Annotated in this window: 12 protein-coding genes; 5 read left to right on the top strand and 7 right to left on the bottom strand. The window is 59.6% G+C overall.

Annotation, left to right across the window (positions count from 1 at the left end):
- The first annotated feature begins 27 nt into the window (after window positions 1-27).
- The 3 genes from AAHA39_RS06510 to AAHA39_RS06500 all read left to right on the top strand — a co-directional run bounded on the left by AAHA39_RS06510 (window position 28) and on the right by AAHA39_RS06500 (window position 5,359).
- Window positions 28-636: a LysE family translocator gene (locus AAHA39_RS06510; RefSeq protein ID WP_042032146.1), complete on the top strand. Its 609-nt coding sequence runs from the start codon at window positions 28-30 to the stop codon at window positions 634-636.
- A gap of 97 nt (window positions 637-733) precedes the next feature.
- Complete coding sequence (locus tag AAHA39_RS06505) at window positions 734-2,593, top strand: peptidase U32 family protein (RefSeq protein WP_320655107.1); 1,860 nt, start codon at window positions 734-736, stop codon at window positions 2,591-2,593.
- 744 nt (window positions 2,594-3,337) lie between these two features.
- Window positions 3,338-5,359 carry a bifunctional 2',3'-cyclic-nucleotide 2'-phosphodiesterase/3'-nucleotidase gene (locus AAHA39_RS06500; RefSeq protein ID WP_320655105.1) on the top strand — a complete coding sequence of 674 codons (2,022 nt, stop codon included), beginning with the start codon at window positions 3,338-3,340 and terminating at the stop codon, window positions 5,357-5,359.
- Between the two features lie 118 nt (window positions 5,360-5,477).
- Here AAHA39_RS06500 and AAHA39_RS06495 read toward each other — a convergent pair whose 3' ends face one another.
- Window positions 5,478-5,972, bottom strand: coding sequence for a methylated-DNA--[protein]-cysteine S-methyltransferase (locus AAHA39_RS06495; RefSeq protein WP_320655102.1), 495 nt, complete (start codon window positions 5,970-5,972; stop codon window positions 5,478-5,480).
- Window positions 5,969-7,513, bottom strand: coding sequence for an AlkA N-terminal domain-containing protein (locus AAHA39_RS06490; protein ID WP_320655100.1), 1,545 nt, complete (start codon window positions 7,511-7,513; stop codon window positions 5,969-5,971). Before AAHA39_RS06490 ends, AAHA39_RS06495 begins: the two co-directional genes overlap by 4 nt.
- Before the next feature lie 207 nt (window positions 7,514-7,720).
- Here AAHA39_RS06490 and AAHA39_RS06485 point away from each other — a divergent pair, with 207 nt between their 5' ends.
- Window positions 7,721-8,122 carry a VOC family protein gene (locus AAHA39_RS06485; RefSeq protein WP_320655099.1) on the top strand — a complete coding sequence of 134 codons (402 nt, stop codon included), beginning with the start codon at window positions 7,721-7,723 and terminating at the stop codon, window positions 8,120-8,122.
- Between the two features lie 70 nt (window positions 8,123-8,192).
- Here the strand turns inward: AAHA39_RS06485 and AAHA39_RS06480 are convergent, their stop codons facing one another.
- The 4 genes from AAHA39_RS06480 to AAHA39_RS06465 form a co-directional block, all read right to left on the bottom strand.
- Window positions 8,193-9,671, bottom strand: a complete 1,479-nt coding sequence (locus AAHA39_RS06480; protein WP_320655097.1) for a carboxypeptidase M32 — start codon at window positions 9,669-9,671, stop codon at window positions 8,193-8,195.
- A gap of 39 nt (window positions 9,672-9,710) precedes the next feature.
- The gene (gene smrA, locus AAHA39_RS06475) at window positions 9,711-10,292 is read right to left on the bottom strand and encodes a DNA endonuclease SmrA (RefSeq protein WP_041208008.1); all 582 of its coding nucleotides are present in this window, start codon (window positions 10,290-10,292) and stop codon (window positions 9,711-9,713) included.
- Window positions 10,293-10,439: 147 nt separating this feature from the next.
- Window positions 10,440-10,589: a DUF3149 domain-containing protein gene (locus AAHA39_RS06470; RefSeq protein ID WP_071912328.1), complete on the bottom strand. Its 150-nt coding sequence runs from the start codon at window positions 10,587-10,589 to the stop codon at window positions 10,440-10,442.
- 134 nt (window positions 10,590-10,723) lie between these two features.
- On the bottom strand, window positions 10,724-11,614 hold the full coding sequence (locus AAHA39_RS06465; RefSeq protein WP_320655092.1) for a TraB/GumN family protein: 891 nt from the start codon (window positions 11,612-11,614) through the stop codon (window positions 10,724-10,726).
- Between the two features lie 86 nt (window positions 11,615-11,700).
- Between AAHA39_RS06465 and AAHA39_RS06460 the strand changes: the two genes are divergently transcribed.
- Window positions 11,701-12,033 carry a DUF1904 family protein gene (locus AAHA39_RS06460; protein WP_043852019.1) on the top strand — a complete coding sequence of 111 codons (333 nt, stop codon included), beginning with the start codon at window positions 11,701-11,703 and terminating at the stop codon, window positions 12,031-12,033.
- 34 nt (window positions 12,034-12,067) lie between these two features.
- Here AAHA39_RS06460 and AAHA39_RS06455 read toward each other — a convergent pair whose 3' ends face one another.
- Window positions 12,068-12,895, bottom strand: a complete 828-nt coding sequence (locus AAHA39_RS06455) for an SDR family oxidoreductase (protein ID WP_320655090.1) — start codon at window positions 12,893-12,895, stop codon at window positions 12,068-12,070.
- Window positions 12,896-12,984: the final 89 nt, after the last annotated feature.

Genomic DNA, 12,984 nt, shown 5'->3' with positions numbered 1-12,984 from the left:
CATATCGAGCATATAAAGAGGAAAAGCATGGAACTGACGAGTTGGCTGGCACTGGCCGCAATCTGCGTGATGGGCGCCATCAGCCCGGGGCCGAGTCTGGCGCTGATCATCCGCAACACGGTGCAGGGCGGGCAGGGGCATGGCGTCGCAACCGCGCTCGGCCACGGCCTCGGGGTTGGTATCTATGCGCTGGTAACCGCGCTTGGCCTCTCGATCCTGATCACCCAGACCCCTATCCTGTTTGATCTGATCCGCTACGGCGGTGCAGCGTTTCTTGCCTGGCTCGGGGTGAAAGCCCTGCTGGCAAAACCAGCCAGTGGTGAAGCGAGTGAAGAGGCGCACCAGCTGCGTGGTCGGCAAGGGGCCTTTGAAGGTTTTATGGTGGCCTTCCTCAATCCCCAGCTTGCGGTCTTCTTCATCGCCCTGTTCAGCCAGTTTGTGCGGGCCGATACCGGCTGGAGCGAAGGGGGAATCATGATGCTCACCGCGGGCGGGATCGATGCAGTCTGGTACGTGCTGGTGGCGCTGGTGCTCTCGCGCGGGCCGGTGCTGGCGTGGCTTAAAGCCAAATCCTTTGTCATCGATAAGGTGAGCGGCTTGGTGCTGCTTGGACTGGCACTCAAGGTGGTTATCTAATCCTGCATTTTGTGGATACCTTAAGCGGGATCAAGGCATGTGGGTGGTGAATGGGCTAGAGTAGCGCCCATTTGCTGTCCGCCCTGATCCCGAGACCATGCACCAGAACAAGCACCCGTTAAGCCACAACAACCGGTTGGAGCTGCTGGCTCCGGCCAAGAACCTCGCCTACGGCATCGAAGCCATCAACCATGGCGCCGATGCCGTCTACATGGGCGGCCCTGCCTTTGGTGCCCGCAGCGCTGCGGGCAACACCATCGAAGATATCGAAGCGCTGGCGCGCCACGCCCATCGCTTCGGTGCCCAGGTCTTTGTCGCCTTCAACACCCTGCTGCACGATCACGAGCTGGAGCAGGCCCGGCGCCTGACCCACCAAATTTATGAAGCCGGTGCCGATGCGCTCATCGTCCAGGACATGGGGCTGCTGGCGCTGGATTTGCCTCCCATCGCGCTCCATGCCAGTACCCAGACCGACAATCGCACGCCGGAGAAGGTGAAATTTCTGCAGGATGTGGGCTTCTCTCAGGTGGTGCTGGCGCGCGAACTGTCGCTGGCGCAGATCCGCGAGATCAGTGCGGCGACCAATGTGCAGCTGGAGTTTTTTATCCACGGTGCGCTCTGCGTCTCCTACAGCGGCCAGTGCAACATCAGCCATGCCCGTACCGGTCGCAGTGCCAACCGCGGCGAGTGTGCCCAGCTCTGTCGCTTGCCCTGCTCGCTGCAAAAGCCGGACGGTGAAGTGCTGGTGGCCGACAGCCACCTGTTGTCGCTCAAGGATATGGATCAGACCGACAACCTGGCGGCGTTGATCGAGGCGGGGATCCGCTCCTTCAAGATTGAAGGGCGTCTCAAGGGGCTCGACTACGTCAAAAACGTCACTGCCTGGTATCGGCAGAAGCTGGACGCCATTCTGGATAGTCGCTCCGATTTGGTGGCTGCCTCTGCGGGTCGTTGCAGCTACGGCTTCACGCCAGATCCCAAGAAGAGCTTCAACCGCGGCAGCACAGACTACTTTCTCCATGGTCGCCAGCAGGGGATCGACTCCACCAAGAGCCCGAAATATGTGGGCGAACCGCTGGGGCGGGTCACCAAGGTGACCCGTGACGGCATCGAGATCGACGGCAAGCAGGTCAGCCTTAACAACGGCGATGGTCTGGGCTTCTTCAAGCCGAATAACGAGCTGGTGGGAATGCGCCTCAACAAGGTCGAAGGTAAGCAGTTACTCCTGTCAGAACGCATGCCGGGTCTGAAGGTGGGGACAGAAATCTACCGCAACCACGATCAGGCGTTCAGCAAGATGCTGGAGAAGGCGAGCGCGGATCGCCGCATCCGGGTCGATATGGTGCTGGCAGAGTGCGATGAGGGCGTTAGCCTCACGCTCACCGACGAGCAGGGCATCAGTGCCGCGGTGACGCTTCCCTGTGACAAACAGCTGGCCGACAATCCGGAGCGGGCGCTGCAACAAGCGCGGGAGCAACTTGGCAAGCTCGGCAATACCCTGTTTGTGGCGCGCAAGATTGAGTTGGTAGTAACGAGGCCGCTATTTATCGCCGCATCACAGCTCAATGGCTTGCGCCGGGATGGCATCGCCGCGCTGGAGGCCGCACGCGTGGCCAGCTACCAGCGCCCCGAGCGACGCATCGCCCTGCGGGACATCAGCTATCCCCAGCACCGCCTCTCCTACCTTGGCAATGTGCTGAACAGCGCCGCCGAAAAGTTCTTCCATGAGCACGGGGTGGAGCGCATTGCCCCTGCCTACGAGGCAAACAAGGAGGAGCGGGAAGTGGTGCTGATGATCACCAAGCACTGCATCCGCTATAGCCAGAATCTCTGCCCGAACGAGGTGCCCGGTCTCAAGGCCGAGCCGCTGGAGCTCAAGATGGGTAAAGACACCTTCCGTCTGCGCTTTGACTGCAACCGCTGCGAAATGCATGTGATGGGCCGTTTGAAGAAGTAATTGCCGGAGCGCGCCTCTATTGAGTCAGAGTTGGTCGGGAAGAAATGAAAAAGCCCCGGAGCATGGCTCCGGGGTTTTGTTTTGGCTGGAACTGTTCGGTCTCTTCCCAGCTTGGAATGGCGCCTTTGCACACCTATTCGCTGAATAAGATTAATTGGATAACTACGTCGTCACCTATTTTGAGGAATGCATTTATTCCCAATGAAATATCAAAATTTAATAAAGTCAGTATATAGATATAAGGTTTGGCTCCATCATTGGATTTTTAAGGGTTTATTTTTCAATCAGCCAGTGTGATTACTCTGATATTCTTGTTTTAAGTCGGGTTTTTATTGTTAAGGCGCTGTTGGTAATTTCATTCATAAAATAATGTTATCACCGGTGTTTATACAATGGCTATTTTTGTCGGCACTATATTAAAAGTAATGCAATGGAAGTTGGTCGTAATCAAGTTTGACCGTTCGGACGGGAAAATAAACTAAATTTCAAGTGGTTATACATTCATGTCGAGGTAATGGTTTGATGTTGTATTGCTGCTGAAAAATGACCGTGGTGCTGCGAACATCATTAATTGGCATTGTTTTAAGTTCTGTCTCGTTGTCAGGGCATATGAAAGGCAGATAGTGGTATGAGCCATTTATGCAATTTTGCTCACATGAATCTATCTGGTTTGCAGGTAGAATGTGCGAGCTGGCACTAACGATAAACACAACATAAAGTGAGAAACAACTCATGACAATTCCAATGAAGACGACCCTCACGCTGAGCTCGGTAGCCGTATTGCTGTTGCTCTCCGGTTGCAATAGCGATAATGGAAAAGCCGCCCCCGGAGATGTCAATCTGCGTCTGATCGAGACCTCCGATATTCACTCCAATCTGCTTGGTTTTGACTACTACCAGAACAAGGTCGACCACTCTCTCGGGCTCTCCCGTACCGCGCTGTTGATCCATAAAGCCCGTGAGGAAAATGGCAACAACCTGCTGATCGATAATGGCGACCTGATCCAGGGCACGCCGTTGTCGGATTACGTGTTTGCGCAATACAAGGGCAATCCGGATTACCTGAAAAAGCTGGGCCATCCCGCCATCAATGCGCTCAACCAGTTGCAATATGACGTCGGCAACCTCGGTAACCACGAGTTCAACTATGGCCTCGACTATCTGGCCGATGCGCTGTCGGGGGCCAATTATCCGGTCTTGAATGCTAACGTGTTCGATGCCCGCGATTTCAAACGCGACAGCAATGGCAAGATCGACTGGAGTGCCATGCCCAACCGCTTCAAGCCTTATGTGCTGCTCGACCGTCAGGTGAAGGACGTCAATGGCAACGTGCAGACGGTAAAGGTAGGGGTTCTGGGGGTGAATCCACCCCAGATCATGCAGTGGGATCGCCGTAATCTGGAAGGCAAGGTGATCGTAGCCGATATGGTCGAGACGGCTGAGCACTACATCCCGGAGATGCGTGCCAAGGGGGTCGATCTGGTGGTCGTAGTGGCTCACACCGGTATCACGGGGACGCCGCAGGAGCCCTTTATGGAGAACGCCGCGGTTTATCTGGCGCAGGTGAAAGGGGTTGATGCTCTGTTGCTGGGCCATGCCCACAAGGCTTTCCCGGGCGAGTATCCGGATGTCGCTCAGGTTGATAATGCCCAGGGCCGGATTGCCGGCGTGCCTGCTGTAATGCCGGGGGTTGCGGGTAACCATCTTGGGGTTATCGACCTCAAACTGACTCGGAAGGATGGTCGCTGGCAGGTGGCTTCCAGCCACTCGGAAGTGCGGCTGGTCGACAAGAGCATGGATGTGCCGGGAGATAGTCAAATCGAGGCGCTGGTCGACAAAACTCATGATGCGACCAATCAGTGGCTGGCCGACCCCATCAGCGAAATCGCCAAGCCGATCTACAGCTTCTTCTCGGTGGTGCAGGACGATGCCTCCCTCCAGATCGTGAGCGATGCCCAGAAGTGGCATATTGATCAAGTTAAGGCGGATTGTCTGAGCCATAACGGCGTGAACTGTGCCCTCAACGAGGATCTGCCGGTTCTGTCTGCGGTGGCACCGTTCCGTGGTGGCCGCAACGGCCCGAACGATTTTACCTGGGTAGCGGCAGGCAAGATCTCCCTGCGCAACGTGGCGGATCTCTATGTCTTCCCCAACACCCTGCAAGTAACCAAAGTTAACGGTGCGACGGTGCAAGAGTGGCTGGAGAAGAGCGTCAGCCAGTACAACCAGATCGTCCCCGATGCCAGCAAGGCGCAGTGGCTGGTGGTAGATGACTTCCGCCCCTATAACTTCGACATGATCAAAGGGGTGCAATACAAGATTGATATCACCCAGCCAGCCCGTTATGACCAGGATGGCAAGCAGATCAGCGATAAGCACAGGATCACCGAGCTCACCTATCAGGGCAAACCGATCGACCTGAAACAGAACTTCTATGTGGTCACCAACAACTATCGCGGCAGCGGTGGCGGCAATTTCCCGGGCATCGACAGCAAAGCGGTAGTGCATGAAGATCCCATGGAGACCCGCGAAGTGCTCTCTGCTTACGTCAAGGAGATGGCCAAACAGCATCCGGAAGGGTTTGAGCAGAAAGTGGATAACAACTGGAGTCTTGCTGCGTTGCCAGCCGGTGCCAAGGTGTACTTCTACTCCTCAACCAACCCGGAAACTGAAAAACTGGCGGGGAGCAAGCTGAAGCGAGTCGAAGGGGTCAAGCCGAATGATCCCAAGTTCGTCAACCACGCGATCTATCAGCTGGTTGAATAGGCTGCGAGCGGTGCATCGCTGTCATGGCAGAACCCTTATGCCCCCGCTTCGGGGGCATATTTTTTCTCGACCCGATTGGGCGGTGGTGGTTGATATCCCTCTTCGGTCGGCCTGTGCACTATTGCGCTGTGGCTAGCTCCCTCTCTTGCTTCTCCAGCGCCAGCAGCACCTTTTTAATCTCCAATCCCCCCGCATAGCCGGTCAGGCTGCCGTTTTGGCCGATCACCCGATGGCAGGGGACGATGATCGAGAGCGGATTGCGGCCGTTCGCCGCGCCCACTGCCCGCACCGCATCGGGGTTGCCGATGGCACGGGCAATATCGCTGTAGCTGCGGGTCTCGCCATAGGGGATGTCACACAGCGCTTGCCACACCGCCTGCTGAAAGGCGGTGCCACGGGCGGCAAGGGGCAGGGAGAAACGCTGCTCGCGACCGGCGAAATAGGCGTCAAACTCGGCGAGGAAGGGGGCCAGCGCTGCGGCGTCTTGCTGCCAGCCGCTCATATCGGGCAGCGCCCGCAGGCCCCTGACAAAGTCCACATGCACCAGACCATGCTCGTTGATGGCAACCAGCAGATCGCCGCAGCGGGTCGGAAGAATATCGTAGCGGATCATGATGTTATCTCCTGTTGTTGGTTACCGGACTGCGCTGCATTGCTACCGGTATCGGTAAGCAAGGCAGGCGCTTCGCTCATGGTGTGCCACAGCCAGCTTGCCGCATAGCTGCGCCACGGTTGCCATGCGGCGCTTTGCGCCAATACATCTTTCACCGGCAGCTTGGCACCGCCTCCAAGCGCTTTTTGCAGCACCAGATCGGAGGCGGGGAAGGCATCGGTATCGAGCCCGCAGCGCAGACGCCAGTAAGCGACCGTCCAGGGACCTATGCCCGGTAGTGCCAGCAACTGTTCATCACTGGCTGTAGTGAGGGTCAGCTCGCCGCTGGCCAGTGCATGCGCTACGCCCCGCAGGGTGCGAATGCGGCTGCCGGGCATGCCGATACCGTCGAGATCGAGCTCGCACAACTGGGCGGGGGTCGGTAGTTGCGCCACCCCGAATTGGGCCTCGGTGCGCGCCACCAGTCGCCCGAGTATGGTGATGGCTCCCTTGACCGAGACCTGCTGGCCCACGATGGCGCGCAGCATCACCTCGTACTCGTCCCAACCACCCGGCAGCCGTACGCCGGGCCAGCGCGCTTGCAAACGGGCCAGTAGCGGATCCTGACCGAGCAGATCGCCGATCCGCTGCATATCGGCATCGAGATCCCACATCCGGCGCACCCGATAGAGCAGATCAGGCAGCGCCGCGAGCGGCAGATCATGGACGGTGAGCTGGAGGCAGTGCCCCTTGCCCTGTGCGATGCGCACCAGTGCAACCTGATCGCCAACCAGATAGCGCCGCTCATACACCTCGCCATCCACCCGCTCCAGCCCGGGGATCGCACGCAGCCGATAGAACGCCAGCATGGCCGCCACGTTATACGGAGGGCGGTAGGGCAGTTGCAGCGTCAACGTTGCCCCACGCTGGCCTGAAACACTGTGGTCGGCCATATCGTCACAACCTTCCTGCTGACGAAGGGTGCGCGGGGCCAGTCCATAGGCGTTGAGCCAGGCGTCATTGAAGCGACGGATGCTGGCAAAACCGGCGGCAAACGCGATATCAGTGATGGGGAGCCGGGTCTCGGTCAGTAGCCGTTTCGCGAGCAGCAGGCGGCGCGTCTGCTCCACCTGCTTTGGCGAGGCGCCAAGGTATGCCTCGAACTGGCGGCGTAGCGTGCGCTCACTGATACCGCTCTCGGCCGCCAGTTCGGCGAGTGTGCTGTCTGCCAGCTCGCCGCGATCGATACGCGCCAGCAGCCGTGTCAGCTCAACCGGCAGATCGCCACGGGCGGCGGGGGCCAGCTCCGGGCGGCAGCGCAGGCAGGGTCGCAGCCCATACTGCTCGGCAGCTGCGGCGCTTTGGAAGTAGCGTACATTGTGCTCGTGCGGCGGACGTGCCGGGCAGACTGGCCGGCAGTAGATGCCGGTCGAGAGCACGCCGGTAAAGAAGCGGCCATCAAAGCGAGCGTCGCGGGCGAGCCGTGCGGCGTGGCACTGCTCGCGGCTGAGGGCGTTGATCTGGTGATCCTGTGACTGGTCACGCTCGTGCTGCGGCGTCATAGCATGGCTCTCTTGCTGGTGGGTGCCGGGTGTTTGCTGATGCGGCACAAAAGGGATGAGTGAGAGACTAAGCAGGATCGCGGGGGATGACTAGCCAGAAACGGACAGGGATAGCAATTAAGTTTGCGCGGAATGTGCGCTGAAAAAGGTGAAGGTCATGCGCAACTGTGCGAAGGTGGATGAGCCTTTATCACCGAGGATTGCATTATGCCAGGTCCCGCCCGTGCCGGCGCCCTGATCTATGCCAGGGAACCGGGCTTGCTGAGCCACTTTTACCGAACCTTGCTGCAGATGGAGATCCGCAGTCAGAGCGAGCAGCTGATCGTGCTGGAGAACGGTGACATCCAGCTGCTTGTGCATGCCATCCCCGAGCCCTATATCGGACAGGTCGTTGTCACGACGCCGCCGGCTCTGCGTGAACAGGGGGTCATCAAGCTCTTCTTTACCGTGCCAAGCCTTGCGTGGGCGGAGGCGAAAGCGGCGGATCTTGGTGGTGGCCTGCTGCCGCAGCAGTGGTCCGGGCCCGGTTTCGTGGTGCGCAATGCGTTTGACCCGGAGGGCAATATCTTGCAACTGCGCGAGTTTTTAAGCGTGCAGGATCCGCTCTGACACGGATCGTTTACCAATAAAAAAACGGGGCCTGTCATAGCCCCGTCATGTTTTACCCGTATTGCACGGATCACTTCAGATAGCGCTGTTCCAGATGCTGGCGCAGCCAGTGCGGGTTCAGCGCCTCGCCGGTAGCGCGGCTGATCAGCTCATCCGTGCTGTAGCGGCTACCCTGCGACCAGATATGGCGGCCGAGCCAGGCGAAGATCTCCGGCAGGCGGCCTGCGGCGATCACCTCACTCATGCTGCCGAGCTCTTTCTCCAGCGCAAAGCGCAGCTGCGCGGCATACATGGCGCCGAGCGTGTAGCTCGGGAAGTAGCCGAACGAACCGTCAGTCCAGTGGATATCCTGCATGCAGCCATTGCGGTAGTTGCCTCTGGTGGAGAGTCCCAGCCACTGCTGCATCTTCGCATCCCACAGTTCGGGGATATCTGCTACTTCGAGCCGCCCTTCTATCAGATCGCGCTCCAGTTCGTAGCGCAGGATGACGTGGGCAGGATAGGTCACCTCATCCGCATCGACCCGGATAAAACCGGGCTCGACCCGGCTGTAGAGTCTGGCGAGATTGGTCGGGCTCAGCGCCGGCTGATCGCCGAAGTGGGCGCGGATATGGGGCGCCAGCAACGAGAGGAAGGCGGGATCGTGGCCGAGTTGCATCTCGCAAAACAGGCTCTGGCTCTCGTGAATCGCCATGGAGCGTGCCTCGGCAACCGGCTGTCCCGACAGCTGGCGTGGCAAGCCTTGCTCGTAACGGGCGTGGCCGGTTTCATGGACTATGCCCATCAGGCTGGAGATAAACTCCTGCTCGTTGTATCTGGTGGTGATGCGCACATCGGTCGGTACACCGCCGCAGAAGGGGTGACTGCTCACATCGAGCCGGCCATGGGCGAAGTCAAAACCGAGCAGCCCCATCACCTCCTGACCGAGTGCCTGCTGGGCCGCGATGGGGAAGGGGCCTTGCGGCAGCAGTACGGACTCTTCCTTCTGCCGCTCGCTGACCTGCTGGATAAGGGGCGGCAGCCAGTTGGCGAGATCGCCGAAGATCTGATCCAGCCGTTCGCTGGTCATGCCCGGCTCATAGAGTGCCAGCATGGCGTCGTAGGGGCACACGCCGAGCTTGTCTGCCCGTAAACGTGCCACCTCGCGGGAGAGCTTCACCACCTCTTCGAGATTGGGGGCAAAACCCGCCCAGTCGTTGTTTTTGCGCTGACTGCGCCAGGCGTGTTCGCACTTGCTACCGGCGAGCGACAGCGCCTCGACCAGCTCGCCTGGCAGCAGGCTGGCATCCTGCCACTGGCGCTTGATCTCGCGCAGGTTGGCGCGCTGCACCTCATCCAGCTGCTCGCTCTCTGCCTTGGCAATCCAGTCGCCAAGTTCGGGGGCGGTGCGCTTGTGGTGGATGATGAGGCCGAGCTCGGCCAGTGCTTCGGCACGCGCCTCATTGCCCCCTTCCGGCATCATGGCGGCGCGATCCCAGCCACAGATGGCGGAGAGGTGGTTGAGGCGGTGCAGCTGTTGCTGGTGCTGTTCAAGTTTCTGGTATGACATGGTGTTGTCCTTGTGATCGTCCCTGACGGGCGCCCGGGATCAGCCGAGGCGCTTCTGGTGGCGTTCGCGGTTTTCCGCTTTCTTGCGCTCGCTCTTGCGCAGCAGTACATAGAGGGCGCCGCTGCCGCCGTGGCGGCGCTCGGCGCTGTGGATGGCCATCACCGCCGGCAACTGCGGCAGCCAGGCGCTGACATAGCTTTTCAGCAGGGCGCGCGGCGTGCTGCGCTCCCCCTTGCCGTGCAGGATCAGCAGGCAGCGGATATCGCGCTGCTCGCAATCGGCGATGAACTGCACCAGCGTCTGACGCGCTTCATTGAGCGTCTTCTGGTGCAAGTCCAGGCTTGCCTGCAGCTCGTACTTGCCGAGCCGCAGCTTCTTGTAGACCCCTTCTTGTACGCCATCGCGCTTGAAGCCGGTGATCTCGTGCGGGTCGAGCATCTCGATCGCCTCCATGGTGAGGTGATCGAGCGCCAGCTGCTCGGCAGTGGCAGCCTGACGGCGGGCCAGCTGGGCTTCTGTCGGGGCGGATTTCACCCCCTGGGGATGGATATTGTCGCTGCGAATGGGCCTGACATCGGCCACTTCATTCAGAAAAAGCGAGAGTTCGTCGCTATGTGACACGGCAGGCTCCCCATATGAAACAAAGTGGGGGCCATTATAGCGGTGCCAGCCGATCCGCAAAACGATCGTCCGGTTCAATCGCGCAGGGAGGGATGAACCGGGGCGCCGGAGACGAAACAGGCGGCCAGTTGCTGCCGCCTGTGGGGGTTACTTCTCTGCTTTGGGTGGTTGCGAGTGCATCACCTTGTAGATGAAGTAGGCAGCGTAAGAGCTGATCAGGATGAAGGTGCCGATAATCACCATCATCGACATCAAGCCCACGCTGTTGCCAAACATCAGATCCAGCCAAAAGTCCATTTCATTGCTCCTGTCACCCGGTGGATGACAGGCATCATAAATACCCCTTTATCTGCAGGGAGATGATCCCGATCAACTCCCCGTGAGATTGTTTTATGACCAGTCGCAAATTGTGATAGCTCTCACTCGAATCCTTATTTGGTGCTCTGCAGCACGGTGGGCGTGGTCAGCAGAGTGACGCGCCACCCCTGCTGCTCCAGCAGCGCCAGCAGTCCCTGCTCGCCGTAAAGATGCAGCGCGCCGACCACAATAAAGCTCTCGTTGGGCAGGGTCTGCCACTTGGCCAGCCAGTTGTGGTTGCGTTCGGCCAGCAGGGTTTGCTCCATCCAGCTCTGCAGAGCGGGCGGTGCCATCTCCTCCTTGAGCAGATTGATAAGCGTTGCCTCGTCCCCTTGCTGCCATGCCTTCATCACGGCGGCAAAGCCGGTGTCGAGCATCGGCAGCTCGTCGAGGGTGCTGGAGAGCATCAGGGTCTGGTTGTCACCCACGCTGGCAAGATAGCCGAGCTGCTCCAGCAGGGTCTCGAAGCCCACCACTGGTTTGCCCTCTTTGGCGGCCACTGCGGCAAAGTGTTGATCGATCCCGAGCTCGCTCTTGAAGTCGGAGCGGGCCATGGCGGCCTGAGTCAGGGTGATGGCAACAAACCAGGGGCGCAGCGGGGCGAGCGCAGCTTCATTGAGGCCAAGACGCGCGCCAGCCATCAGGGTGCGCTGGTAGAGCTCGGCAGGCAGATGCTCCTTGAGTGCCTTGCCATCTACCAGGCGGGTGAGAGAGCCCATCTCTTGCCACTGCGCCTGCGTGATGCTGTTCATGTCGACCTCCATCACCAGTGCGCGGCTCTGCAGCCAGGCCCGTTCGACCGGCTCCGGTAGCGGATAGAGGGAGGGCTTGCCCGCATGAATGGAGCCCAGCAGCCAGTGTTGCTGGTTGCCCTTGCTGATCTTGTAGAAGGCGGGATCGGCAAAGGCGCTGAGCGGCAGCAGCAGGCAGAGCAGAAAGGCAAACAGGGAGCGCTGGAATTTCATGGTGATCCTTATCCGGGCTGGTGACTTCTTTTCATCGCAGGAGACTCTATGATAAGTGCTCATTTCTGATAGCCAAGAGGTTTGCCATGCCCCATCTTCGTTTTCGCGCCGTTTCACTCGATACCCTCAAGGAGATCAGCGCGCCGCTGCTTGCGGATCTCTGTGCCCTGACCGGTGGCAAGCCGGAGTTCGTCACCATGGAGCGGGTCGAGAGCCACCGGGTTCGTGACGGTGAGCTGGAGTCCGGTTTTCCGTTTGTCGAGCTGCACTGGTTTGCCAGGCCGCAGGAGATTCAGGATGCGGCGGCTGACCTTATCACCCGCCATCTGAAGGCGGCGCTGGGGGAACAAACCTATGTGGTGGTGCAGGTTTTCCCCATCGATAAAAGCGCCTACTACAGCAATGGTGAGCACTATTGAGCGAGGCGACGCCGGTCGTCGCCAGCGCAAGGGATCAGGCTGACTTTGCCAAGAGCTTGTCGAGCCAGCGAGTGGGCAGGATCCGTCTTAGCAGGGAAAAAATTCTGGTCGGGGTGGTGACCGGATAGCGCGCCTTGGGGCGAGCGCTGGTCAGTGCATGGATCAGCGGCGGCAGACAGGCTTCGCTCGGCAGGGTAAAGCCACGAGCGCCACCCTCTCGCTCCAGCCGGTTGAGGGTCTGCTGGTAGGCCGCCTGATGGCGGCTCCTGGTCGGGTCGATATGGCGCAGAAAGGCGGCGCGAGCGTTGGCGCGAAAGCGGGTATCGATGGGGCCGGGTTCAATCAGGCTGATATGGACACCGCTGCCGGCCAGCTCGAGACGCAGGGTATCCGAGTAACCCTCCAGCGCAAACTTGCTGGCGTTGTAGGCGCCGCGATATTTCATGGCGACCAGTCCCAGCACCGAGCTGTTCTGGACGATCCGCCCTTCTTTGGCCTCCAGCATGGCGGGCAGCACCTGACGAATGAGGTGATGCCAACCAAACAGGTTGGTGTTGAACTGCTCGCGCAGCGCCTCGGTGGGCAGATCTTCCAGCGCCCCCGGCTGGCCATAAGCGCCGTTGTTGAACAGGCCATAGAGGCGACCACCAGCAAGATGGAGTGCCGCACTGGCCCCCAGCTCGATGGAGGCGGGCTCCGCCAGATCCAGCTGTACTGCCAGCAACCCCTGCTGCTGCAAATGGGCCACATCCTCTGCCTTGCGTGCCGAGGCGATCACGGTAAAGCCGTGCTGACCCAGCGCCTGGGCGGCAGCCAGACCAATCCCGCTGGAACATCCGGTGACAAGAACAAATCGGGGCATAGGGAGATCCTTGTGAGAGGAGAGACGGATGGAAAGTGGGAGTCTGTCAGCATGTTAACCTGCTGATCGGGTAAAAGAAAACCGGGCCA

The sequence above is a fragment of the Aeromonas sp. SE22 genome (assembly GCF_038739755.1).
GTDB classification, from domain to species: Bacteria; Pseudomonadota; Gammaproteobacteria; order Enterobacterales; family Aeromonadaceae; genus Aeromonas; species Aeromonas jandaei.
Note: the sequence above shows the minus strand (reverse complement) of the source record. Positions and strands in the feature narration are given on the sequence as shown.

Excerpts from the sequence above, each read along its gene's own strand:
- AAHA39_RS06490 (WP_320655100.1), bottom strand. The coding sequence starts at position 7,513 with ATGACGCCGCAGCACGAGCGTGACCAGTCACAGGATCACCAGATCAAC.
- AAHA39_RS06505 (WP_320655107.1), top strand. The coding sequence starts at position 734 with ATGCACCAGAACAAGCACCCGTTAAGCCACAACAACCGGTTGGAGCTG.
- AAHA39_RS06470 (WP_071912328.1), bottom strand. The coding sequence starts at position 10,589 with ATGGACTTTTGGCTGGATCTGATGTTTGGCAACAGCGTGGGCTTGATG.
- AAHA39_RS06465 (WP_320655092.1), bottom strand. The coding sequence starts at position 11,614 with ATGAAATTCCAGCGCTCCCTGTTTGCCTTTCTGCTCTGCCTGCTGCTG.
- AAHA39_RS06460 (WP_043852019.1), top strand. The coding sequence starts at position 11,701 with ATGCCCCATCTTCGTTTTCGCGCCGTTTCACTCGATACCCTCAAGGAG.
- AAHA39_RS06455 (WP_320655090.1), bottom strand. The coding sequence starts at position 12,895 with ATGCCCCGATTTGTTCTTGTCACCGGATGTTCCAGCGGGATTGGTCTG.
- AAHA39_RS06510 (WP_042032146.1), top strand. The coding sequence starts at position 28 with ATGGAACTGACGAGTTGGCTGGCACTGGCCGCAATCTGCGTGATGGGC.
- AAHA39_RS06500 (WP_320655105.1), top strand. The coding sequence starts at position 3,338 with ATGAAGACGACCCTCACGCTGAGCTCGGTAGCCGTATTGCTGTTGCTC.
- AAHA39_RS06485 (WP_320655099.1), top strand. The coding sequence starts at position 7,721 with ATGCCAGGTCCCGCCCGTGCCGGCGCCCTGATCTATGCCAGGGAACCG.
- AAHA39_RS06495 (WP_320655102.1), bottom strand. The coding sequence starts at position 5,972 with ATGATCCGCTACGATATTCTTCCGACCCGCTGCGGCGATCTGCTGGTT.
- AAHA39_RS06480 (WP_320655097.1), bottom strand. The coding sequence starts at position 9,671 with ATGTCATACCAGAAACTTGAACAGCACCAGCAACAGCTGCACCGCCTC.